The following is a 23,549-nucleotide window of genomic DNA, read 5'->3' as shown; positions in this document are numbered from 1 at the left end:
CGCAGACCGGTCGGAACATCGGAAACGCCGAAGAACTAGGAACAACGATGGATTTCACACTTACCGAGGGGCAGCAGGATCTCGCGCGGTTGACCGGCGAGGTCTGCACCAAACTGGTCACCGCCGACCGGCTGCGGGAACTGGACAAGGCCGAGGTCCGCTTCGACGAACAGCTCTGGCGGTCGCTGGCCGAGACCGGAGTGCTCGCGGCGGCGCTGCCGGAATCGGTGGGCGGCAGCAGCCTGGGCGCGCTGGAGCAGACCGCGATCCTTCGGGAGATCGGCAAATCCGCCGCCCCCGTCCCCTATCTGTGGTCGGTCGTGCTCGGCGCCGGCGCCCTGGCCCGCTGGGGCGACGAGGCGCAGCGCGAACTGGCGGCGAAAGCCGGTGCGGGCGAGACGATTCTGACCGTGGCGCTGTCGGAGGAACGCAACTGGGAGCCGGCGAAGCCCACCACGACCGCGACCGAGGACGGCGGCTGGAAGCTGGTCGGCGCCAAGACGGTTGTTCCCTTCGCCGCGCAGGCCGGGCGGATCCTGGTGCCCGCCACGGTCTCCGGCACGGCAGCGGTATTCCTGGTCGACCCGGCGGACGCGCGCATCACGCCGCAGCAGGTGGTCGACCGCAGCCCGCAGGCCGAGATCGAATTCGATTCCACCCCTGCCGAATTGATCGGCACCGTGGACGACGGCGCGGAAATCCTCGCGTGGCTGCTGAACCACGGCTGGCTCGGTCTGGCCGCGCAGCAGCTGGGCACCTTGGAGCGCGCGGTCGAACTCGTCGCCGAATACGGCCGCGAGCGTGAGCAGTTCAATCGCAAGATCGGCAGCTTCCAGGCCGTCGCGCAGCGGCTGGCCGACGGCTACATCGATCTGCAGGGGCTGCGGCTGGCGGTCACCCAGGCCGCGTGGCGGGTCGACGAGGGGCTGCCGGCGGACGCGGAGATTCACACCGCCAAGTTCTGGGCCGCCGAGGCCGGTCACCGGATCGCACACACCGCCGTGCACGTGCACGGCGGCGTCGGCATCGACCGCGACCATATCGTGCAGTGCTACTTCACCGCCGCCAAACACAACGAATTCGCGCTCGGCGGTGCCACCGACCACCTGCGTGCGCTGGGCACCCTCCTGGCCGAGGCCCACTAACGCAGGCGCTCGCCCGGGCCGATCCGCCGCTCCACCGGTTCGGCCCGGGCGAGAATCTCTTCGACGGTCTCCTCGACCGTGAGATCCGTTGTGTCCAACCACAATCCGACGCGTGGCGTTTCCGCGTGCAGGACGGTGTCGAGCTGTTCCACGGTGAAGACCCCGTAGGCCTTTTTATCCCGTCCGGCCTCACGCCGAGCCACCGCGGCCGGACGTGGAGTCAGCACGACCAGGTACAGCGGGTCGGTGCGGATCTGCTCGATCATCCACGGCAGCAGTTCACCCAGGACGACGTCCTGGACCACCGCCGTGAATCCCGCGGCGGCGTATTCGCCGGCCGTCGCGGCCGCCAGGCGGTGGCGTAACCGCAACTGCCGCATGGCTTCTCCGCTCGGTTCGCCGGACATCTCGGCGCGGCCGCCGACCACGAAGCGGCGGAACACGTCACCGCGAACGTGGGCGGAACGGGGCAGTCGTTCGGCGAGGGCCTGCGCGACCGTCGACTTTCCGGCCGCCTGGATGCCGGTGATGAGATAGACGGCACTCGTCATGGCCGGACGGTATCGCGCAGGACATTCGACCGCGAGCGATTTTCCCGGTCGATGCGGCATCAGTGCAGCTCAGAGGGGGTACGCCGAGGCGTCCGATGAGTTTGCCGCGCCCACCGCGTCTTTACAGACGACACGTACCGATGCCGCGAGAGGACCGAGCATGGCCAGCAAGATGATCTTCATCAATCTCCCCGTCGAGGATCTGGAGCGGTCCACATCGTTCTACGAGGCGCTGGGCTGGAAGGTGAATCCGGATTTCACCGACGAGAACGCCGCGTGCGTGGTGGTCGACGACAACATCTGCGTGATGCTGCTGGTCCGGCGGTACTTCGACACATTCACCAACCGACCGATCGCCGACACCCGGGCGGCCACCGGTTCCATCTACGCGCTGTCGCTGGGCAGTCGAGCGGAGGTCGAGTCGCTGATCGCGGCCGCGGTGGGCGCCGGGGCCACGGAGGAGGTCAGCGAGGACAAGCGCGCCCAGGAGGAGGCGGTAGGCATGTTCAGCCGCGCCTTCGTCGACCCCGACGGTCACCACTGGGAGGGTTTCTGGATGGACTATCCCGGCAGCAACTGACCGGGCGTTCACGCCGTTTGCGCGTCCAGGAAATTGATGATCTTGGCGTGGAAGCCGGCCGGATCCTCGCCCGGAGCGCCGTGGCCGGCGTCGATCTCGGCGTAGCGGGCATCGGGTATCGCGGCGAGCAGCCGCTGTTGCTGCGCCGCCGGAACCACCCGGTCGTGCGCACTGGCGAGGATCAGCGTCGGCGCGGTGATGCGGCCGAGCAGATCGGTGAGATCCACGGTGCGATCCACCTCGGTCTGGCGGGCGGCACCGCGCGCGATCACCTTCGCCAGCTGCTCGACCAGGGTCGCGTTCTCCTCCGCGCTCGTTCGCTCCCAGTAGCGCGGACCGAATGCCATCAGCGGCAGCATGTGCGCGAAGAGGCTGGTGCCGTAGGCGGCGTCGGCGCGCAGCACCTGGATCCAGTAACGGAATTCGGCATCCATCCGAGCGTCGGTGCGAACCCAGCCCGCATGCATCAGCAGGGAACGAACCCGGTCGGGTGCGGTCGCGGCGACGTGCGCGGCCACCACCGCGCCCAGGGAATGCCCGACCAGGTGGAACCGGTCCAGCCCGGCGAGATCGGCGACGGCGCGCACCTCGGCGGCCAGATCAGCGACGGTGAGTGGGCCGCCGTGGTCGACGGTGTCGCCCGAACCGGAATAGTCCAGTGCCACAACGGTATAGCGGTCGGCGAGATCGGCGGTCAGCGGCGCCCACTGGTCGCGTGCGGCCGCCGTGCCGTGGACCAGCACGACCGCGGGACCCGTTCCGGTCATGTGGTAGGCGACCTCGGCGGTACCCCCGGTGATTGCGGCCGTTGCGAATTTCATCGAATTTCCTTGTGTCGTAGGTGTTTCGGTCATCAGGCCGCGGCCTGCAGAGTGAAGTCGGCGATCGCCGCGCGCAGCGCGGCCGTGAATTCGGCCGCTCGTTCCTGTTGCGGCATATGGCCCGCGCCGTCGATCACGCCGACTCGCGCGCCCGGGGTGAGGGCCGCGCACGTCCGCGCCACCGCCACCGGAATTTCGGCGTCCAACTCGCCGTGCAGGTAGTGAATCGGCGTACGCAGGTGCGGCAGTCGCGGGCGGGGATCGTAGGTCGCGAAGAGGTGGAACAGTTCGTCGATGTACACACCCGAATCGAGGATCTGTCGTACGGTCCAGCCCACCAGCGCCGGCGAGGTTCCCGGGGCATACCAGTTCGGCACCCACCGCGCGACGAATTCGGCTCGGTGATCCCGCATTTCACCGATGATCTCGGCCAGCGGCATGCCCTGCCCGGGCCAGTAGGCCGGACCGTCCACCGCGACCACACCGCCGAGCAGATCCGGATGAGCCAGCGCCAGTTCGGTCGCGAAGGTCGCGCCGACCGAGGATCCGACGACGATGGGGCGATGCAACCCGAGCCGCCGGATGAGCTCGACGAGGTCGGCGATCACACCGGTCAGGTTGTTGCCGGCGACGGGCCGGTCCGATCGCCCGCAGCCGCGCCAATCGAGGGTGACCACCCGGAACTCGGTGACCAGCGCCGCCTGCTGAGCGCCCCAGACCCGGCCGCTGGTACCCCAGCCGTGCAGGAACAACAGCGGCTGCCCGGTTCCCTGATCCTCGTAGTACAGCTGGACGTCGTCGACGGCGAGATACGGCATGGTCATCACTCCCGGTGCGGTTTCCGATGTGCTGTGACCAGGAAATCGCGTTCGGCCGCGCCGAAAAACGGTCGAACCGCGCTGGCACTGTTCACCGAAACTGATTAATCTCGCGCCGTGGAGCTCCGCCAATTGCAGTACTTCCTGACCGTGGCCGAGGAACTGCACTTCGGACGCGCGGCCGTGCGGCTGCACATCGTGCAGTCGGCCGTGAGCCAGCAGATCACCCGCCTGGAGCGGGAATTGGGCGTCGCGCTGTTCGAGCGGACCACCCGCACCGTGCGCCTCACCGAGGGCGGGCGGCGACTGCTTCCGCACGCCGAACAGGTCCTCGCCGCGGTGGCGCAGGCCCGTGCCGCCATCGACGACCTGCGCATCGAACGCACCGGCACGATCCGGCTGGGCACCAGCACCGGTCTGGGCACTCGCCTGGAGAGCATTCTCGTCGCCTTCGCCCACCGCGCCGCGCACGCCCACCTCGAACTGGTCAACGCCGAGACGGCGGATCGGATGAAGTGGGTGCGCTCGGGTGAACTGGACGCGGCGATCGTGCGCGGTGCGCGCGAGGAACCCGGGCTCGAACTGCTGCCGCTGTGGTCGGACCGCCTCGTGGCCGCGATTCCCGCTCGCCACGACCTCGCGGTATTGTGGGAGATCGATCTCGCGCGTTTCGCGGAGCTGCCACTGCGGCTGGTCGGCCGCACGCGCAATCCCGCCCTCTACGACCTGGTCACCGACTCGTGCCGGCAGGCCGGCTTCGCACCGGTCTTCGGACCGGAGTTCACCACCGAACAGGACACGCTGGCCGCGATCGGCTTCGGCGCGCCGAGCTGGACCGTGTACTACGCGGCCCAGGCGGCGCACTTGTCGTTCCCGGGCGTGGTCTGGCGTCCGCTGCGCAACCCGGAGCCGAGGATGCCGAGCTATCTCGCGGTGCGGCCCGATCCGCCGCGCGCCGAGTTACGGACCCTCATCGAGGCCTGCCACACCGTGCCCGATTGACCGCCTGATCGTCGCACGACGACGACCGAATCCTGTCCGCCCCAGCATCTTTCGTCCGGGCGATAGCACGATCCTCCGTCGCGCCCAGCTCGAGCCGCTCGAGCCACCGAGCTACTCGCGTGCCACAGGCGCCCCTCGGTCATGGGCGAACACTTCGCAACGGCAGCGTGGCACGATGCGGGTATTCTCCTGTGGCGCAACCACTTCCGCCTCTCGTATGCTTGAACCCCGAGAGGTGGGGGGGACAGGGTGAAACGTTCGCTGATGTTCGTCATGGCGGCCGTCGCGGCGCTCTCGAGCTACGACTACGCACGCTCCCCCGGCCACATCGGCATGGCGGTGGCCGCCGGAGTCGTCATCACGATCTGGCTGACCGCCAAGGCGATCGACTAGTACCTCGAAGGCGCGCAGACATTTTCGTGCCCCGCGCACGCCGAGTGGCCCCCGACCGGGGTCGAGGGCCAAGCGTTGGGCAGCGCGGTCACACATCGGCCGGCACGCGCTCGCGCCGAACCGACCGGAATGTCGCCCAGGCGAGCGCCGCCGCCAGCACCGCGATCCCCGCCGCGGCACCGAATGCGGCCGAGAACCCGTCGGTGAGCGCATCGGCGTCATCGATGCGGTCGGCTCCGGCGGCCGAGGCGATCGCGGTGACCACCGCCGCCCCAGCGCCGATCCGATCTGATAGCCGGTGTTCACCAGTCCGGATGCCAGGCCGCCCTGCTCCGGCCGCGCCGCGGAGATGGCGGTCTGCAGCGACGGGACGAACGCCAGCGACATGCCGAATGCGGCCAGCAGCGATCCGGGCAGCACGTCGATCCAGAAGGTGCCGTCGGCTCGGATGAAGGTCAGCCAGACCAGCCCGGCCCCCAGGACCAGCAGTTCAGGAAGAACCACATCGGCACCCAGGCCGCACCCAGCAGCACCTGAGCCAGGCTGGCCGCACCGAGATTCGGCGCACGGAAGATCGACAGCGGCATCAGCGGTTCGCTGCGACGGGCCTGCAGGCCCAGGAAGGCCGCCAACAGTGCGACCGCGAGCGCCAGGACGGCCCAGGTCGATCCGGACCCCCACCCGACCGGCGGGCCCTGCACGATCCACGACGGATCAGTCGCGCAACTCCGGCGGCAATCCGAACAGCGGGAACAACCGGTCGGTGTCGAGGAAGAAGTTCAGTCCGCTGATCGCGGAACCGTCGAATTCCAGCACCGTGATCGACCAGGGCGAGAAGACCCCGGGTTCCCCGGTGGGTTTGTACTGACCGAAGGCCGGAAGTCCGTTGGCGCCTTCCAGGGGAACTAGCCGCGAACCCCGGCAGGCCGAGGGTCCGGGCGAGAGCATGAACCGAGCGACGTTCTCCGGACCGGAGACCCACAGCTCGATGGGCGGCATCGACAGCGCCACATCCTCTTTCAGCAGCGAGGTGAGCGCGTCCATGTCGTAGGCCTCGAAGGCGCGCACGAAGCCGTCGACGAGTTTGCGCTGACTGTCGTCGGATTCGTCGTAGCCGCCCGACTCCGAGGGCTGCACCTTCGACATCGTCGCGCGGGCCCGCTGCAGCGCGCTGTTCACCGAGGCCGGCGACATCATCAACATCTCGGCCGTCTCGTTGGCCGAGAACCGCAACACCTCACGCATGATGAGGATCGCCCGCTGGGTGGCCGGCAGATGCTGACAGGCTGCCACGAACGCCAGCCGCAGCGAATCCTTGGTGCTGGCGTGCTCGGCCGGGTCGGCGCCGAAGGCCAGTGCGTTCGGAATCGGCTCGACCCAGACGTAATCGGGCTGCGGCGGCGGCAGCGGGCTGTCCGGGCTCGACGGTCCGGACAGGTCCATCGGCCGGGCCCGGCGCTGGGGGCCGTCGAGCATGTCCAGGCAGATGTTCGTGGTGATCTTGTACAGCCACGACCGCAGGCTGGACCGCCCCTCGAACGAGTCGTAGGCCTTCCAGGCCCGAGTGAAAGTCTCCTGAACCGCGTCCTCTGCCTCGAACGAGGAACCCAACATCCGATAGGCGTAAGCACACAGCTCCCGCCGGTAACTCTCGAATTGCTGCAGCACGTCGTCGACCGTGCCGGCGGAAGCTTGTTCGCTCATGCGGATCACTGTGGCACAGGCCACCGACAGAAAACACCCCGGAAGTAGGGGCATCGACACGAACGCCGTGCTCAGCAGGCCGCGGCCATGCAATGGCACTCGACGGACCGGCGGTGCACAGAACTCACCGCGTTTCGGCGACACGAAATCGCCGCGCCCGGCGGTGCTGTGCCGGGCGCGGCGATATCGATTGCCGGTTATTTACTTCGGCGAGCTATCTATTTCTGCGGGGCCATCGCTGCGTGGCTATTTCGACGCGGCCTGGGATTCCTCGTCGGCCGGACGCGACCCGGCGTGTTCGTTGGCCCAGCGGTAGTCGGGCTTACCGGCCGGCGAACGCTTGATCTCGTCCACGAACCACAGGCTGCGCGGCAGCTTGTAGGAGGAGATCTCCCTGGTCAGCACCGGACGCAATTCCTCGAGCGTCGGACGGTCGGCGCCGCGACACTGCACGACCGCGGCCACCCGCTGCCCCCAGCGCTCGTCCGGCACACCGATCACCAGCGCGTCGAAGATCTCCGGATGGCACTTGAGCGCGCCCTCGACCTCCTCCGGGTAGATCTTCTCGCCGCCGCTGTTGATGCTGACCGAACCGCGGCCCAGCATCGTGACGGTGCCGTCCTCCTCGACCCGGGCGAAGTCGCCGGGGATCGAGTAGCGAACGCCGTTGAACTCCTTGAACGTCGCGGCGGTCTTCACCGGGTCGTTGTAGTAGCCGAGCGGGATGTTGCCGGTCCGAGCCAGCACGCCCACCTGACCGGAGCCGGGCGCGACGGGGTTGCCCTCCTCGTCGATGACCGCGGTGGAGGCGTCGATCTTGACCCGGGGACCACCGGTATGGGTGGCACCCTTGGCCGCCACCGACAGGCCGCCGAAACCGGTTTCCGAGGAGCCGATGGAATCGGTGATGACCGTATTCGGCAGCAGTTCGATGAACTCGTCCTTCAGCGCCGGCGAGAACAGCGCCGCACTGCTGGCCATCGCCCACAGATTCGCATGCTGGTACGGCTCACCGGTTTCCGGATGGCCTTCCTTGAGGGCGTCGAGCATCGGCCGCGCCATGGCGTCACCGGTGATGAAGATGAGGTTCACGCCGTGGCGGTCGATCGCCTGCCACACGGTGTGGGCGCCGAACTCCGGCAGCATGATCGTCTTGCCACCGTCGAACAGGCCATGGAAGGTCGCCGACTGCGATCCGCCGTGGATCATCGGCGGGATCGGGTAGCGCACCATCTGGCCGCCGGCGGCGCCGGCCTTGGCCTGCTGCCACTCGTCCTCGATCGCTTCGCCGGTGATGAAGTTGATGCCACCGCCGAGCACCCGCCACCAGTCCTCGTGGCGCCACATGACGCCCTTGGGCATGCCGGTCGTGCCGCCGGTGTAGATCATGAAGATGTCGTCGTTGGAGCGGTCACCGAAGTCGCGCTCACCGTGCGAAGCCGCCAGCGCCGCTTCGTATTCCACCGAATCCGCGGGCAGCGACACCTCGGCTTCGGTACCGTCGTTCACGGCGATGACCGTCTTCAACTTCGGCGTGTTCGGTCGCACGGCCGACACCTTGTCGCTGTAGCGACGTTCGTGAATCAGCGCGACCATATCGGAATTGTCGAAAATGTATTGCAACTCGTTCTCGACGTACCGGAAGTTCACGTTGATCATTACTGCCCGCGCCTTGAAGATCGCGACCATGGCCTCCACGGCCTCGATCGTGTTGCGCGAGTAGATGCCGACCTTGTCACCCGGCTGCACACCCTGTTCTTGCAGGTAGTGCGCCAATCGGTTGGCCCGATCCTCCAGCTCGGCATAGGTCACCGAGCGGACGTCGTCGGCCAGCGCGACACGGTCCGGCACGAGGTCGATGGTGTGTTCGACAAGGTCCGCTATGTTGTAGCTCACAGGACCAAAATAGAACGTGTTCTTACGCCTGACAAGACTTGATTTACACAGTTTACTAATTCGGCCGAATCGGCAGTGGGTTTCGCCGAAACGCGTATTCTGCAACGCCGACGAGCCCGCCGGTCACAACCGGGCGGGCTGGAGGGCAGTGTCGCATCCGCCCAACGGGGAGGCCCTGCGTGGTGACGCTTCGCTGCCTCCTGCGGGCCTCGACCCCGTTGGGCGCTCGCGACCGAGGACGCCCCACACAGGGCAGGACGGAAAGGGCGTCCGGACTCGATCGGCGAGACTGCGGCTACGCGGGCACGTAACGCTCGCGCAGCTTGCGCTTGTACAACTTGCCGTTCGGATCGCGCGGCAGTTCGGGCAGGTAGTCGATGCTCTTGGGCAGCTTGTACTTCGCCAGGCGAGCCGCGGCGAACTCCATCAGCTCCCGGGTCAGCTCGTCGTCGGCCGCGACTCCTTCGGCCGGCTGCACGACGGCCTTCACCTCCTGACCCCAATCCGGATGCGGGATACCGAAGACCGCGACATCGGCGACCTTGGGGTGGGTGATCAACTCACCCTCGATCTCGGCCGGATAGATGTTCACACCCCCGGACAGGATCAGATCCGAACGCCGGTCGTGCAGGAACAGATAGCCGTCGGCATCCATGTGCCCGATGTCGCCGACGGTGAACAGATCGCCCACCCGCGCATCCTCGGTCTTCGACTTGTCCTTGTGGTACTCGAAGTTGGAGCCGCCCATCTTCATGTACACCTGGCCGACCTCGCCGGGCGCGACCTCGTTGCCCTGCTCGTCGAGCACCTTCACCACCGCGTACGGCCAGGCCTTGCCGACCGAACCCGGCTTGCGCAACCACTCCTCGCCCGAGATCGACGTGCCGCCGCCCTCGGTGGCCGCGTAGTACTCGGTGACGACCGGGCCCCACCACTCCAGCATCCTGCGCTTGGTCTCCTGCGGGCACGGCGCGGCGCCGTGGATCATGCACCGCAGCGAGGAGACGTCGTAGCGCGCCCGCACCTCCTCCGGGAGCGCGAGCAGGCGGTGGAACTGAGTGGGGACCATATGGCTGTGCGTCACCCGATGGGTGTCGATCAGCCGCAGCATCTCCTCCGGATCCCACTTGTCCATCAGAACCACCTTGTGCCCCAGCTGAATCGAGATGGAGGCGAAGTTCAGCACGGCGGTGTGATAGAGCGGCGAACCGCAGATGTGCACGTGGTCGTCGAAGGGCTCGATGCCGAAGAGTCCGAAGAAGCCGGTCGCCTGCGGGCCCACCACATCCGGATCGGCGCCGGTCAGCGGGCGGCGAACGCCCTTGGGACGACCGGTGGTTCCGGAGGTGTAGAGCATCGGCGCGCCGGTGGTCCGGACGTCGGGGCGTCCGGACTCCCCCGCGCCGAGCTCGGCCAGGGGCTGGAACCCGGCGATGTCGCCCACCGAATAGCGCGCGCTCGCAGGCACATTCGCCTCGTCGGCGGCGATCGTCGCGGCTTCGGCGAAACGCTCGTCGGCGATGAAGACCTTCGCCTCGCTGTCACCGAGGATGTAGGCGATCTCCGGACCGGTCAGATGCCAGTTCACCGCGACGATGTACAGCCCGGCCTGATAGGCCGCGAAGTACACGCCGAGCGCATCGGTGGTGTTGTGCACCATCGACACCAGCACATCGCCGGGCTGCAACCCCTTGGCCTGCAAGCCTCTTGCGATGCGGTCGGCCTGGTCGGACAACTCCCGGTAGCTGACCTCCCGCCCCGACGGATCGACGACCGCGATCCGATCGGGGTCGGTGGCAGCGATATTCCACAGTCCCAGCTTCTGCGCCGGCTCCATCGAAGTCACTCCTCGAATCTAGAACGTGTTCTACATCTGAACAAGGGGGGCGAGACGGTCCAGCTGCGCCACGTCGCGAACGGTCACCAGGAGCATTCCGACACCCGCCGCCTCCCAGACCTTCAGCTGGGAGCGCACATGGTCCTCGTCGCCGATGATGGCGGTGTCGAGGATCAGCTGGTCCGGGATCACGGCGGCGGCCTCGTCCTTACGGCCGGAGCGAAACAATCTGGTGATCTCGTCGACCTCGGCGCCGTAACCCATCCGCCGGTAGACCTGGGCGTGGAAGTTCAGCTCCTCGGCGCCCATGCCGCCGATGTAGAGCGCCATCACCGGCTTGATCCGATCGATTTCGGCGCGGGCGTCGTCGGTGATGATCACCTGGCAGCTCGCCGCGATCTCGAAGTCCTCCCGAGAACGCCGGGCACCGGGCCGGGCAAACCCCTCGTCGAGCCATTCGTCGTACATTCCGGCGAGTCGCGGGGTGTAGTAGATCGCCAGCCAGCCGTCGGCGATCTCGGCCGTGAGCGCCACGTTCTTGGGCCCCTCGGCGCCGAGCCAGATCGGCAGATCCGCACGTAGCGGGTGGGTTATCGGCTTGAGCGGTTTACCCAGGCCGGTCGAACCCGGCCCGTCATAGGGCAGCCGGTACTGCGCGCCCTGACTCACCACCGGCGCCTCCCGGGCCAGCACCTGGCGGATGATCCCGACGTACTCGCGGGTGCGCTGCAACGGTTTGGCGAAGGGCTGGCCGTACCAGCCCTCCACCACCTGCGGGCCGGAGACGCCCAGCCCCAGGATGTGGCGGCCACCGCTGAGGTGATCGAGAGTCAGCGCGGCCATCGCGGTCGCGGTGGGGGTGCGAGCGGACAGCTGCACCACCGACGTCCCGAGCCGGACCCGATGCGTGGACGAACCCCACCAGGCCAGTGGCGTGAAGGCATCCGAACCCCAGGACTCGGCGGCGAACACCGCGTCGAATCCGGCCTCCTCGGCGGCCACCACCAACTCCCCGGCGTTGGGCGGCGGCCCCGCACCCCAATATCCGAGCTGCAATCCGAACCGCATCGTCGACTCCTTCCGCCCAGCCCGTTTCACCGAGCCCGTTGCCGGACACCTTTCCAGGTAGCCCTTGCCACCAGAATAAGAACCTGTTCTACTCGATATCGTGACCAATGGGAACACCATGACCGGCGTAATCGCGAAAGGCAGCGGTCCGGAAGCGGAACCCGCACCCGAGGTACTCAGCGCCGAACTACGAATGAAGTTCGACTACACCCGATCGGTCGGACCGACCATCGGCCGGTTCCTGACCGGGCTGCGCGAGGGCCGGATCGTCGGCGTCCGCGGCAGCGACGGCCGGGTGATCGTGCCGCCGGCGGAATTCGATCCGGTGACCGCGGAGCGGCTGACCGACTTCGTCGACGTCTCCGATGTCGGCACGGTGCAGAGCTGGAGCTGGGTCGCCGATCCGCTGCCCGGCCAGCCGTTCGACCGCCCCTTCGCCTGGGCGCTGGTGAAATTCGACGGCGCCGACACGGCGGTGCTGCACGCTCTCGACGTGTCGTCTCCCGACGAGGTGCACAGCGGATTGCGCGTGCGGGTGCGCTGGGCCGCCGAACGCACCGGCAGCATCCACGACATAGCCTGTGTCGAACCGGGCGAGACCTCCTCGGCCCCAGCCGGTTCCACCTCGTCGGATGCCGATGCGGCCGAGCCGGTCACCGGCATCGTCACTCCCATCGACCTGCGGTACAAGCACACCGCCTCGCCCACCGAGACGCGGTATCTGAAGGCGCTGGCCGAGGGACGCCTGATCGGCGGTCGCGCCGACGCCGAGAGCAAGGTGTACTTCCCGCCCCGCGGCGCCGACCCGATCGACGGCCGTCCGACCGACGAGATGGTCGACCTGCCCGACACCGGCACCATCACCACGTTCTGCATCGTGAACGTGCCGTTCATGGGACAGAAGATCAAGCCGCCGTACGTCACCGCGTACGTACTGCTCGACGGCGCCGATATTCCGGTGCTGCACCGGGTGCTGGGCTGTGATCCCAGCGAAGTCCGCATGGGTATGCGCGTGAAGGCGGTGTGGAAGCCGCGCGAGGAGTGGGGTTACACGCTGGAGAACGTGGACCACTTCGAGCCCAACGGCGAGCCGGACGCGGACTACGACAGCTACCGGCACCACCTCTAGGAGCGAAACACCTTGAGCGACAACGCTACAGATATCGCGGTGGTGGGCTTCGCCCACGCCCCGCATGTCCGTGAAACCTACGGCACCACCAACGGTGTCGAAATGCTGGTCCCGTGCTTCCGGCAGCTGTACGACAAGCTCGGCATCGGCGTGTCCGATATCGATTTCTGGTGCTCGGGTTCCTCCGATTACCTTGCCGGACGGGCCTTCTCGTTCATCTCCGCGATCGACTCGATCGGCGCCGTGCCGCCGATCAACGAATCGCACGTCGAAATGGACGCCGCCTGGGCGCTGTACGAGGCGTGGGTGAAGCTGCGCTCCGGACAGGCCGAGACCGCCCTGGTCTACGGCTTCGGCAAGCCTTCGGCCGGCACGCTGCGGCAGGTGCTGACGATGCAGATGGACCCCTACCTGGTCGCCCCGCTGTGGCCGGATGCGGTCTCGGTGGCCGGACTGCAGGCTCGGGCCGGACTCGACGCCGGGAACTGGACCGAACGCGATATGGCCGCGGTCTCGGCCGCCGACAACGCCGAGATCGAGAAGCGCCTCGCCGCACCGTATGTCGCGAATCCGCTGCGCGAGCACGACATCGCGCCGATCACCGACGGCGCCGCCGCGATCGTGCTGGCCCGCGGCGACAAGGCTCGCGAGCTGTGCGAGCGGCCGGCGTGGCTGACCGGCATGGCGCATCGCATCGACACCCCGATGATCGGCGCCCGCGATCTGACCACCTCCCCCTCCACCGCGGCCGCGGCCAAGGCGGTGCTCGGCGGAGATGCGAGCGGATTCGATGTCGCCGAACTGCATGCGACCTACAGCCACGAACAGCTGATCCTGAAGCAGGCCATCGGGCTGAGCGAGTCCACCCGCATCAACCCCTCGGGTGGTGCGCTGGCGGGCAACCCGATGTTCGCCGCAGGTCTGGAACGAATCGGCTACGCGGCCAACGAAATCATGAACGGCACCGCCGAGCGAGCCCTCGCACACGCCACCAGTGGTCCGGCGTTGCAGCAGAACTTGGTGGCGATCCTGGAGGCAGGACGATGACGCAGCAAGCCGCCGTACTCGGCACGGGACAAACCCATCACGTGACGAAACGGACCGATGTCTCGATGGCCGGTATGTGCCGCGAGGCAATCGATCGCGCACTCGAAGATGCCGATCTGACGATGGCCGATATCGACGCGGTGATCGTCGGTAAGGCGCCGGATCTGTTCGAGGGCTCGATGATGCCCGAGCTGTTCATGGCGGATGCCTTGGGCGCCACCGGAAAACCGCTGCTGCGCGTGCACACGGCGGGTTCGGTCGGCGGTTCGACCGGCGTCGTGGCCGCCAACCACGTGCAGGCCGGTGTGTACCGCCGGGTGCTGGCGATCTGCTGGGAGAAGCAGTCCGAATCCAATGCCATGTGGGCGCTGTCGAATCCGGTGCCGTTCACGATGCCGGTCGGCGCCGGTGCGGGCGGATACTTCGCACCGCACGTGCGCGCGTACATCCGCCGGGCCAACGCTCCCCTGCACATCGGCGCGATGGTCGCGGTGAAGGATCGCCGCAACGGTGCGAAGAATCCGTTCGCACACCTGCGCCAGCCCGATATCACCATGGAATCGGTACTCGCGTCCCAAATGCTTTGGGATCCGGTGCGTTTCGACGAGACGTGCCCGTCCTCCGACGGCGCGTGCGCGATCGTGATCGGCGACGAGGAGTCGGCGAAGGCTGCCGAGGCGTCGGGTAAGAAGGTCGCGTGGGTGCACGGCACGGCCATGCGCACCGAACCGCTGGCCTACTCCGGCCGCGACCAGGTCAATCCGCAGGCCGGACGCGACGCCGCGGCCGCACTGTGGAAGCAGGCCGGGATCACCAATCCGCTCGAGGAGATCGACGCGGCCGAGATCTACGTCCCGTTCTCCTGGTTCGAGCCGATGTGGCTGGAGAACCTGGGCTTCACCCCCGAGGGCGAGGGCTGGAAGCTGGTCGACGCGCGCGAGACCGAGATCGGCGGGAAGCTGCCGGTCAACCCCTCGGGCGGCGTGTTGAGTTCCAATCCGATCGGCGCGTCCGGCATGATCCGCTTCGCCGAGGCGGCCAAGCAGGTAATGGGCCGGGCCGGCGATTACCAAGTCGAGGGTGCTCGAAAAGCCTTCGGCCATGCCTATGGTGGCGGATCACAGTACTTCTCGATGTGGGTAGTGGGCTCGGAACCACGGTGACGCGCAATTCCGCCGGCATTTCCGGGTGACCGGATTGCCGGCGGAAAGCACATTTGCAATTCCATCAGCAAATTCGCCGATACCGCCGAGCCGGGAGTTCGACATGACCGCTACCACCACCACCGAACATCCGGCACGCCTCGCCGGACGGGCCTCACAGGCTGCGGTCCGCGCCCGGGACAAGGACGCGTGGCTGGCACTGTTCGCCACCGACGGCATCGTGGAGGATCCGATCGGCCCCTCGGTCTTCGACCCCGAGGGCGCGGGCCACCGCGGCCACGAGGCCATCGCGGCGTTCTGGGACAAAGCCATCGCCCCCACCGAATCCATCGACTTCCTCTTCGGGGACTCCTTCGCCTGCGGCAGCGAGGTGGCCTTCACCGGGCTGATCCGCACGCAGCTGGGCGGACACGTCATCGACGCCGAGGGCGTCTTCACCTACAAGGTCGACGACGCCGGGAAGATCGTGGCACTGCGCGCGTTCTGGGAAACCGATCGCGCGATGGGGACCATGCGCAAGGAATAGCGCCGGACCAGACGGAAGGGCGGGCACCGTGGGTGCCCGCCCTTCCGTGTCCAGGTCCAATAGAGACTTCCCAGTTCATCGACTGATTTCGCAAGAACATGGGTAACTCACCGGGCACGCCCAGAACTCTCGGCGCTCACAACGTGAGACCGACGACCAGGCCGACCACCGCCTCACGGCACGCTGGAGTCCCGGAGAGGCGGCACTGCCTTGGTCTTGTAGTCGACCTGGAATTCCTTGATGCCGTTGAGCCAGCCGGAGGTCAGGCGCTTGGGGTCGCCGAGCTTGGTGATATCGGGCAGGTGGTCGGCGATGGCATTGAAGATCAGGTCGATCTCCAGGCGGGCCAGGTTGGCGCCGATGCAGAAGTGCGCGCCGGTACCACCGAAGGACAGGTGCGGATTCGGATCGCGAGTGATGTCGAAGGTGTACGGATTCTCGAACACCTCCTCGTCGAAATTGGCCGAGCGGTACATCAGCAGGACACGCTGGCCCTTCTTGATCTGCACCCCGGACAGTTCGGTGTCGACCAGCGCGGTCCGCTGGAACGAGCTCACCGGCGTGGCCCAGCGGATGATCTCGTCGGCGGCGGTGGCCGGCCGCTCGCGCTTGTAGAGCTCCCACTGCTCCGGGTTCTCCAGGAACGCGATCATGCCGTGGGTGATGGCGTTGCGGGTGGTCTCGTTTCCGGCGACCGCCAGCAGGATGACGAAGAAGCCGAACTCCTCCGAGGTCAGCGCCTCACCGTCGATATCGGCATTGACCAGAGCGGTGACGATGTCGTTGGCCGGTTCCGCCTTGCGGGCCTCCGCCATCTGCCAGGCGTAGCCGAGGATCTCCATCGACGAGGCGGCCGGGTCGGCATCGGTGTCCGGATCGTCGTAGCCGGTCATCTCGTTGGACCACTGGAAGACCTTCATCCGGTCTTCCTGCGGGACGCCGATCAGTTCGGCGATCGCCTGCAGCGGCAGCTCACAGGCCACCTGGGTGACGAAGTCGCCGGCGCCGCTGGCCGCGGCCGCGTCGACGATCGATTTGGCGCGGGCGGACAGCTCCGCGCGCAGACCGTTGATCGCGCGCGGGGTGAAGCCCTTGGAAATCAGCTTGCGCAGTTTGGTGTGTTCGGGCGCATCCTTGTTGATCAGGATGTGGCGCTGCAGCTCGATGGCCTCGCGCGGGATGTCGTCGTTGAAGCGGGGAATCGCGGTGTTCTCGTAGGTGGAGAAATCGTCGCGCCGCGAGACCTCCTTGACATCGGCGTGCTTGGACACGACCCAGAAGCCGTCGTCGTGGAACCCTCCGACCTCCGGAGACTGCGGGTTCCACCAGATCGGCGCGGCCCGGCGCAGCTCCGCGAACTCTTCGACGGGAATGCCGCGGGCCCACATATCGGGATCTGTGGCGTCGAACCCCTCGGGGAGGTTCGGAGCTACATGGGTGTCAACCACCAGTTGTCTCCTTCGACTAACTGAAACACGTTCTACCTTCATTGCAGCATAGGTGGTATCAGTAGTAAAGAAGCCATAGTCCGCCCTCAGTACATCCACAGAACTTGTTCCAGTTTCTGTGCTGATACGGATCCTGTTCGAAAGGTTGAAGTTATGGGCACCCCCGTCATCGTCGAGGCCGCGCGCACCCCGATCGGCAAACGCAACGGCTGGCTGGCCGGCCTGCACGCCGCCGAGGTGCTCGGCGCCGCGCAGCGCGGCGTCCTCGAACGCGCACAGCTCGATCCGGCATTGGTCGAACAGGTCATCGGCGGCTGCGTCATGCAGGTCGGCGAGCAGGGCAACAACGTCACCCGCACCGCATGGCTGCACGCCGGACTCCCCTGGCAGGTGGGCGCGACCACGGTCGACTGCCAGTGCGGGTCCGCCCAGCAGGCCAACCACCTGATCGCCGGGCAGATCGCCCAGGGCGCGATCGACATCGGCGTCGCCTGCGGCGTCGAATCCATGAGCCACGTCCCGCTGGGCGCGAACGTGGGCGAGAACGCCGGGCCCCGCCGCCCGGCGAGCTGGGACATCGATATGCCCAACCAGTTCGAGGCGGCCGAGCGAATCGCCAAGCGGCGCGGCATCACCCGCGACGATATCGACGAATTCGGCGTGCGCTCACAGCGTTTGGCCGCGCAGGCCTGGGCGGAGGGGCGCTTCGACCGCGAGGTGCTGACCATCGCCGGCGCGCCGCAGGTCGACAAGGAGGGCACCCTCACCGGCGAGACGCTCGACGTCAACCGCGACCAGGGACTGCGCGAGACCACCCGGGAGAGCCTGGCGAAGCTGAAGCCGGTGCTGGAGGGCGGAATTCACACCGCCGGCACCTCGTCGCAGATCTCCGACGGTGCCGCCGCGGTGCTGCTCATGGACGAACAGGCCGCCGCGCGTGCGGGACTGAAGCCGCGGGCGCGCATCGTCACCCAGTGCCTCGTCGGCGCCGAGCCGGAGTTCCACCTGGACGGCCCGGTACAGGCGACGACGCGGCTGCTGGAGAAGTCGGGCATGAGCATCGCCGACATCGACCTCTTCGAAATCAACGAGGCCTTCGCCTCGGTCCCGCTGTCGTGGGCGTCGGTGCACAAGCCGGATATGGACCGGGTCAACGTCAACGGCGGCGCGATCGCGATCGGACATCCGGTCGGCAGCACCGGCTCGCGGTTGATCACCACCGCCCTGCACGAGCTGGAACGCTCCGACAAGTCGATCGCAATGGTCCTCATGTGCGCCGGTGGCGCACTTGCGACCGGAACAATCATCGAGCGGTTGTAATACCGAACAGATTTCATCCGTAGTTGAACGTTCATCCTCACAGGTCCGAGACGTGTCGTACGCCACACAAACTGCGATACAGACAAAAGGATGAGATGTCAGCTATCTTCCGGTTATCAATGGCCCGTTGAGCGAGACTCGTTCGACGGGCCAGAACCGGAGCGTACTGCCCCTCGACCAGTGAGGGTGCGGTGCCCCGCAAACGCGCCGACGCTGAACGGTTCCCGGACGGCCGACCTGGAAGCTTCAAGGAAATCCTGAATCAGGCGTAGGTTTTCAGTTACTCAGCCGCTAATATCAATGATACGTATCCGAGATAACGACTGTTAGTACAGCGAAGGGAATTGGGCGGCTCACAATGGCTGATTTCGCGGCGCGGCTGAACAAGCTGTTCGAAACCGTGCATCCCCCGGGGCGTAAGCCGCACACCAATGCCGAGGTGGCGGCAGCGCTCACCGCCTCCGGGCATCCGATCTCGAAACCGTATCTCTCGCAGTTGCGGTCGGGTCAGCGGACGAACCCCTCAGATGAAACGGTTGCCGCACTGGCAAAGTTCTTCAAGGTCAAACCGGACTACTTCTTCAACGACATCTACGCCGCCAAGATCGACCATGATCTGGAGTTGCTGTCCCAGCTGCAGGGCTATGGACTGCGTCGGCTGTCGAGCAGGGCGTTCGATCTCTCCGAAGAATCGCAGAACCTCCTGACCTCGATGGCCGAAAAGCTCCGGGCGAGTGAAGGTCTGCCCGAGGTTCCACCGGACGGCACGGAATAGCAAGTCGGACAAGGCAACACAGTGCGGCACTCGGAACCGCACTGTGTTGTCTTGTGACCTGAGACCGAAGCGGTGACGCTTCGGTCTTCGCTGTGCATTTCACGCTGCGCTGTGCGATTCACGCTGCGCTGCGCAATACGACCCTGCGCTGCGCGATCGGACCGCCCGCCCAATCGGTCCGGCCGCATCGATGGTCAATCCGCCTGTGCGACAGCTGATTTCCGGTCGACCGCGGTGCGCTCGAAGGCGCGGGCGATCGCCTGCACCCAGCCGCGCGGGCTCAATCCCTCCGGCGGTGCGATCCAGCGGGCGTCGACGATCTCGTCACCGAGCGGATTGCGGGCCCAACGGGCCACCCGTTCCGCGCGTTCGGTGACCGAACGCGCCGGCACCCCCGCCGCCGCCAGCTCCATACCGCCGCCGGTCTGCAGATACAGCGCGTCCATGATCTGAGCGACTTGGTCGGACGCCTTGAGCTCGGTGACCGACACCGTCTGCTCGTGCGCAACCACCTCGGGAAAACGTTTGATCATGGTCCGGTGCAGGGCTCGGATCTGTCGCAGCAGCAGCCGCGCCCGCATCCACCGCTCGATCACGATCCATACCGCGCCGCCCGCGATCAGCAGACTCGCGAGCTGCCAGCCCGGCCAGAACCACCCCGGCTCGCCGGGAGGAACCGGTTGTGCACCGACCGTCAGCCGCCGGATCGATAGTGCGGCAAGCACTCCCGTGGCCATGGTGCCCGCGGTGTAGAGCGCGATACCGCGCCCCAACGCCGTCCAGTCCAGATTGCGCAGACCCGTCACCGCGATGAAGACACATCCGAGCAGCGTCATGGCCCAGCCGAACAGGATCGACCAACCGATGGTGGCGGCGATGAGGAAGGCGCCGAAACCGTATACCGCCCAAGCGATTTGACGCAGATTTCGACGCGAGACCACCGGCCAGGCGGCAGCCGCCACCACCGAGGTGGCCACAGCGAACAGCAGCCAGGTCGCCGCCACCAGCCGGTCGGCCAGAGCCTGACCGTTGATTCCTTGCGGCCGTGAGTGGTCCACCGCGACCGCGGTTTCCGGAACGCCGAGGGTGGCCGCGGCGCCCACCGCCGCGACCGCGATCACGATCGCCATCCGGGCCGTGGTCGGGGGCTTCACCAGGACGCGGCCGATACGGGCACTGGCCGCCATCCACACCAACAGGGCCGTCAACGAGAACATCATCACCAACCCTTCCCTTTCGTCGGATGACCGGCATGCACCGTCATCCGAGCCTTTTGCGGATGACCGAGCAGTCCTACGTGTTTACGCAAGCTGCCGCCTCCGGGCCACTCGGTCATCCGAGTGCCTCGTCGAATCGGAGCACCGAGACGCCGGAACCACGGTTGTCGAATACGCGTAGGCGGGTCGTCAACATGCCGGCGAAGGTCTCGGCCTCCCACTCGTACTGCTGGTTTCGACTGTCGTCGACGATCCGCTGATGCGCACGCTGGGACAACATGTAGGCGATCAGGTCGTCGCCGGCCTCGAGCATGACCTCGGCGGTCGGTTCACCGGGATGGTCGAAGACCACATGTCCCAGTTCGTGTGCGAGGGTGTGGTCGCGGCTGGGCAGGGCCGTGGCCAGCACGATCACGTCCTTGTCCGGATAGCTGCGGCGCTGACCGCAGACGCCCGGCCCCAGCCGGGCATCAGTGATTTCGATCAGGCGGCCGCGTTCGGCGGAGATCGCGAGGACCACCTCCTCCAACGTGGTGGCGTCGAAATCGGCGGCAACCGCGCACACCGCGTCGACGGCGACGGCGACGCGGCGATACGAGCGGCCTGTCTTAATAGTCCGGCTCTCGATCATTCCGCGCCCCTCAGGCCCTCGGTCCGAAGAATTCCGCCCGTGCGGCGTCGAGGCGTGCCTGCGCCGCCGAGGCACTGCGAAAGCTCATCACACCGGAGCCGACCGCGGCGAGCGCCGTGGCGATCACACTGCCGGCGACCGCCGGAATCTCGACCTCCGGCGGTCTGCCAATGGCCACGATCTGGTCCCCGGCGGGATTCGGCTGGGCCGGCGCGGGCGCCGGAGCCGCGGACAACGCCGACGGGGCGGGGGTCGGTGCGATCGGGACCGCAGCCGGCGCGGGTGGGGCGGCGACGTCGACCGGAGGCAGGGGACCGGCGGGGACCCGCGGCATCGTCGGGAGCACCGGCGTCGGTCGCGCGGGAACCCCGCGCCGCCGAACCCGGTGCGGCAGTACGAGAATCAGCAGCGGCGACCTCGCGGCAGCGGCCCTGATCGCGGCCGGTCCGGTAACCGGGGGCCCGGGGTCGATCACAATAGCCGATTCGGAAGCCGTTGCGGCGGGGCCCGTTCCGGTCAGTGAGGCCAGGAGGGAACCAGGGGCCGCCGGTCCGGGCAACCCTGCGGGAGCCGGCGCCGACGAGGTCGTAGCGCCTCCCGGGGCGTCAAGATTGCCATGGTTCTGGTTATCGTCTGCCGGAGTAGGCCCCCCCGCACCCGGTGCGGACGCGCCCGGCTGCTGCCGTGCTTCGGCACCGGGACCAGTCGGCCGGGAATCTGCGGAGCCCTGCTCCATTGCGGCGTTCGGCTGAGATGCGGGCGGATGGGATGGTTGGGCGTGACCCGGATTCGGCTGACCTGGATTCGGCTGACCTGGATTCGGCTGACCTGGATGGGGCTGACCCGGATTCGGCCGAGCCGGATTGTTGTGAGCTGGGTGAGCGGCGGCTAGCTGGGGGCCGAGAACCGCACAACTACAGATCATTCCGGCGACCGCAACAACGCGCGCTACCCGCCCCATGGTCATGCGCTCGCCTTCCCTCGAGTTCTCAGCGCAGATCTCTACCCGGTCGCCACAACCCATCGCCGGGACCTCGCGATGCGGCACATCCTAACTTCAGACAGTTCGCTCGCGCAGCGAGATCGGTTGAGCCCGAATGCTCGTCGCGCCGCGGCGCGCGGAATCGTCGACCCGTGCGGATCATCGCGATGGGAAGGAGGCACCGTTGCACGATCCGGCGGGCGTGTGTCGTTGCCGAGCGGGTTGCCGCGATCAGGCTCCGTACACCGGCTCGGGACGCTATGCGACTGCGGGTTTCGGCCCTGGAGGTTTCGGCCCCGAAGGTATCGGCTCGGACACGGTGCGCTCGAAGGCGCGGGCGATCGCCTGCACCCAGCCGCGCGGGCTCAATCCCTCCGGCGGTGCGATCCAGCGGGCGTCGACGATCTCGTCACCGAGCGGATTGCGGGCCCAGCGGGCCACCCGCTCGGCACGTTCGGTGACCGAACGCGCGGGCACCCCGGCCGCCGCCAGTTCCATACCGCCGCCGGTCTGCAGATACAGCGCGTCCATGATCTGCGCGACCTGATCGGAAGCCTTGAGCTGAGTGGCCGACACCGTCTGCTCGTGCGCCACCACCTCGGGGAAGCGCTTGATCATGGTGCGATGCAGGGTCCGAATCTGGCGCAGCAGCAGGCGCGCCCGCACCCAGAGCTCGATCACGATCCACACCGCACCGACCGCGATCAGCAGACTCGCGAGCTGCCAGGCCGGCCAGAACCAGCCCGGATCGCCGGGGCGCGCGGGTTGTTCACCGATCGCCAGGCGCCGAATCGACAGCGCGGCAAGGACTCCCGCGACCACCGTGCCGGCGGTGTAGAGCGCGATACCGCGCCCCAGCGCCGTCCAGTCCAGATTGCGCAGGCCGGTCACGGCGACGAAGACGCAGCCGAGCAGGGTCATGACCCAGCCGAACAGAATCGACCACCCGATGGTGGCCGCGATGACGAGCGCGCCGAAACCGTAGACCAGCCAGGCGATCTGACGAAGATTCCGGCGCGAGACCACCGGCCAGGCGGCGGCCGCGACCACCGACGTCGCCACCGCGAACAGCAGCCAGGTCGCCGCCACCAGCCGGTCGGCCAGGGCCTGGCCGTTGATCCCCTGCGGCAGTGCGTGATCCACCGCGACCGCGATCTCCGGGATGCCGAGGGTGGCCGCGGCGGCCACCGCCGCGACCGCGATCACGATCGCCACCCGGGCCGTGGTCGCGGGCTTCACCAGGACACGACCGATGCGGGCGCCGGCCGCCATCCACACCAACAGCGCAGTCAACCAGAACGTCATGTTTCTACCCCGTGCCTGTCGTCGGATGTCCGAGAGGCCCTCCGTGGTTACGCACGCTGCCGCCTCCGGTCCCCTCGGTCATCCGAGTCTTCTGCGGACGACCGAAGGGCCCTCCGTGGTTACGCACGCTGCCGCCTCCGGTCCCCTCGGTCATCCGAGTCTTCTGCGGATGTCCGAGGGGCCCTCCGTGG

22 protein-coding genes and 1 pseudogene are annotated in these 23,549 nt (G+C 67.4%); 10 read left to right on the top strand and 13 right to left on the bottom strand.

Annotated elements, in window-relative coordinates; genetic code table 11:
- The first annotated feature begins 47 nt into the window (after positions 1-47).
- The gene (locus ACPCUW_RS25145) at positions 48-1,145 is read left to right on the top strand and encodes an acyl-CoA dehydrogenase family protein (protein WP_423427463.1); all 1,098 of its coding nucleotides are present in this window, start codon (positions 48-50) and stop codon (positions 1,143-1,145) included.
- Here ACPCUW_RS25145 and ACPCUW_RS25140 read toward each other — a convergent pair.
- Positions 1,142-1,696, bottom strand: coding sequence for an AAA family ATPase (locus ACPCUW_RS25140; RefSeq protein ID WP_423427462.1), 555 nt, complete (start codon positions 1,694-1,696; stop codon positions 1,142-1,144). The genes ACPCUW_RS25145 and ACPCUW_RS25140 overlap by 4 nt on opposite strands.
- Positions 1,697-1,856: 160 nt before the next feature.
- Between ACPCUW_RS25140 and ACPCUW_RS25135 the strand changes: the two genes are divergently transcribed.
- Complete coding sequence (locus tag ACPCUW_RS25135; protein ID WP_064907840.1) at positions 1,857-2,276, top strand: VOC family protein; 420 nt, start codon at positions 1,857-1,859, stop codon at positions 2,274-2,276.
- Between the two features lie 8 nt (positions 2,277-2,284).
- Here ACPCUW_RS25135 and ACPCUW_RS25130 read toward each other — a convergent pair whose 3' ends face one another.
- Positions 2,285-3,097, bottom strand: a complete 813-nt coding sequence (locus ACPCUW_RS25130; protein WP_423427461.1) for an alpha/beta fold hydrolase — start codon at positions 3,095-3,097, stop codon at positions 2,285-2,287.
- Positions 3,098-3,129: 32 nt separating this feature from the next.
- The gene (locus tag ACPCUW_RS25125; RefSeq protein WP_423427459.1) at positions 3,130-3,915 is read right to left on the bottom strand and encodes an alpha/beta fold hydrolase; all 786 of its coding nucleotides are present in this window, start codon (positions 3,913-3,915) and stop codon (positions 3,130-3,132) included.
- Between the two features lie 117 nt (positions 3,916-4,032).
- Here ACPCUW_RS25125 and ACPCUW_RS25120 point away from each other — a divergent pair, with 117 nt between their 5' ends.
- Positions 4,033-4,917 (top strand): LysR substrate-binding domain-containing protein, encoded by an 885-nt coding sequence (locus tag ACPCUW_RS25120; protein ID WP_423427458.1) that lies wholly within the window; start codon positions 4,033-4,035, stop codon positions 4,915-4,917.
- A 249-nt stretch (positions 4,918-5,166) separates the two neighbouring features.
- Positions 5,167-5,310, top strand: a complete 144-nt coding sequence (locus ACPCUW_RS25115; RefSeq protein WP_156055884.1) for a hypothetical protein — start codon at positions 5,167-5,169, stop codon at positions 5,308-5,310.
- 88 nt (positions 5,311-5,398) lie between these two features.
- Here the strand turns inward: ACPCUW_RS25115 and ACPCUW_RS25110 are convergent.
- The 5 genes and pseudogenes from ACPCUW_RS25110 to ACPCUW_RS25090 form a co-directional block, all read right to left on the bottom strand.
- Positions 5,399-6,014: pseudogene (locus tag ACPCUW_RS25110) on the bottom strand (MFS transporter); the annotation flags it as partial.
- Between the two features lie 10 nt (positions 6,015-6,024).
- Entirely contained in the window at positions 6,025-7,014 is a 990-nt protein-coding gene (locus ACPCUW_RS25105) for a sigma-70 family RNA polymerase sigma factor (RefSeq protein ID WP_063010019.1), read from the bottom strand.
- A gap of 246 nt (positions 7,015-7,260) precedes the next feature.
- Positions 7,261-8,910, bottom strand: a complete 1,650-nt coding sequence (locus tag ACPCUW_RS25100) for an acyl-CoA synthetase (RefSeq protein WP_063009991.1) — start codon at positions 8,908-8,910, stop codon at positions 7,261-7,263.
- A gap of 295 nt (positions 8,911-9,205) precedes the next feature.
- Positions 9,206-10,747 (bottom strand): acyl-CoA synthetase, encoded by a 1,542-nt coding sequence (locus ACPCUW_RS25095; protein WP_423427479.1) that lies wholly within the window; start codon positions 10,745-10,747, stop codon positions 9,206-9,208.
- 30 nt (positions 10,748-10,777) lie between these two features.
- The gene (locus tag ACPCUW_RS25090; RefSeq protein WP_063009993.1) at positions 10,778-11,815 is read right to left on the bottom strand and encodes an LLM class F420-dependent oxidoreductase; all 1,038 of its coding nucleotides are present in this window, start codon (positions 11,813-11,815) and stop codon (positions 10,778-10,780) included.
- A gap of 118 nt (positions 11,816-11,933) precedes the next feature.
- Between ACPCUW_RS25090 and ACPCUW_RS25085 the strand changes: the two genes are divergently transcribed.
- The 4 genes from ACPCUW_RS25085 to ACPCUW_RS25070 all read left to right on the top strand — a co-directional run bounded on the left by ACPCUW_RS25085 (position 11,934) and on the right by ACPCUW_RS25070 (position 15,680).
- Positions 11,934-12,944: a Zn-ribbon domain-containing OB-fold protein gene (locus ACPCUW_RS25085; RefSeq protein WP_063009999.1), complete on the top strand. Its 1,011-nt coding sequence runs from the start codon at positions 11,934-11,936 to the stop codon at positions 12,942-12,944.
- 12 nt (positions 12,945-12,956) lie between these two features.
- Positions 12,957-13,991: a thiolase domain-containing protein gene (locus ACPCUW_RS25080; protein ID WP_423427456.1), complete on the top strand. Its 1,035-nt coding sequence runs from the start codon at positions 12,957-12,959 to the stop codon at positions 13,989-13,991.
- Positions 13,988-15,154, top strand: a complete 1,167-nt coding sequence (locus tag ACPCUW_RS25075; protein ID WP_062962009.1) for a thiolase domain-containing protein — start codon at positions 13,988-13,990, stop codon at positions 15,152-15,154. The genes ACPCUW_RS25080 and ACPCUW_RS25075 overlap by 4 nt, the downstream gene beginning before the upstream one ends.
- 103 nt (positions 15,155-15,257) lie before the next feature.
- The gene (locus tag ACPCUW_RS25070) at positions 15,258-15,680 is read left to right on the top strand and encodes a nuclear transport factor 2 family protein (RefSeq protein WP_423427455.1); all 423 of its coding nucleotides are present in this window, start codon (positions 15,258-15,260) and stop codon (positions 15,678-15,680) included.
- A gap of 173 nt (positions 15,681-15,853) precedes the next feature.
- Here ACPCUW_RS25070 and ACPCUW_RS25065 read toward each other — a convergent pair whose 3' ends face one another.
- Positions 15,854-17,068: a cytochrome P450 gene (locus ACPCUW_RS25065; RefSeq protein ID WP_423427477.1), complete on the bottom strand. Its 1,215-nt coding sequence runs from the start codon at positions 17,066-17,068 to the stop codon at positions 15,854-15,856.
- 213 nt (positions 17,069-17,281) lie between these two features.
- On the opposite strand from ACPCUW_RS25065, the gene ACPCUW_RS25060 reads away from it, so the two are divergent.
- Positions 17,282-18,448, top strand: coding sequence for a steroid 3-ketoacyl-CoA thiolase (locus tag ACPCUW_RS25060; RefSeq protein ID WP_063010005.1), 1,167 nt, complete (start codon positions 17,282-17,284; stop codon positions 18,446-18,448).
- A gap of 358 nt (positions 18,449-18,806) precedes the next feature.
- A complete protein-coding gene (locus tag ACPCUW_RS25055; RefSeq protein WP_014348820.1) occupies positions 18,807-19,223 on the top strand; it encodes a helix-turn-helix domain-containing protein in 417 nt (138 codons plus the stop codon).
- A gap of 194 nt (positions 19,224-19,417) precedes the next feature.
- Here the strand turns inward: ACPCUW_RS25055 and ACPCUW_RS25050 are convergent, their stop codons facing one another.
- The 4 genes from ACPCUW_RS25050 to ACPCUW_RS25035 form a co-directional block, all read right to left on the bottom strand.
- A complete protein-coding gene (locus ACPCUW_RS25050; protein ID WP_063010007.1) occupies positions 19,418-20,443 on the bottom strand; it encodes a hypothetical protein in 1,026 nt (341 codons plus the stop codon).
- Between the two features lie 112 nt (positions 20,444-20,555).
- On the bottom strand, positions 20,556-21,071 hold the full coding sequence (locus ACPCUW_RS25045) for an ImmA/IrrE family metallo-endopeptidase (protein WP_423427452.1): 516 nt from the start codon (positions 21,069-21,071) through the stop codon (positions 20,556-20,558).
- Between the two features lie 10 nt (positions 21,072-21,081).
- Positions 21,082-21,249, bottom strand: coding sequence for a hypothetical protein (locus ACPCUW_RS25040; RefSeq protein ID WP_156747601.1), 168 nt, complete (start codon positions 21,247-21,249; stop codon positions 21,082-21,084).
- Between the two features lie 1,062 nt (positions 21,250-22,311).
- Positions 22,312-23,358, bottom strand: a complete 1,047-nt coding sequence (locus ACPCUW_RS25035) for a hypothetical protein (protein ID WP_423427450.1) — start codon at positions 23,356-23,358, stop codon at positions 22,312-22,314.
- Positions 23,359-23,549: the final 191 nt, after the last annotated feature.

It is taken from the genome of Nocardia sp. AB354, assembly GCF_049538315.1.
GTDB classification, from domain to species: domain Bacteria; phylum Actinomycetota; class Actinomycetes; order Mycobacteriales; family Mycobacteriaceae; genus Nocardia; species Nocardia nova.
This window is presented reverse-complemented; position numbering and strand designations above follow the sequence as displayed.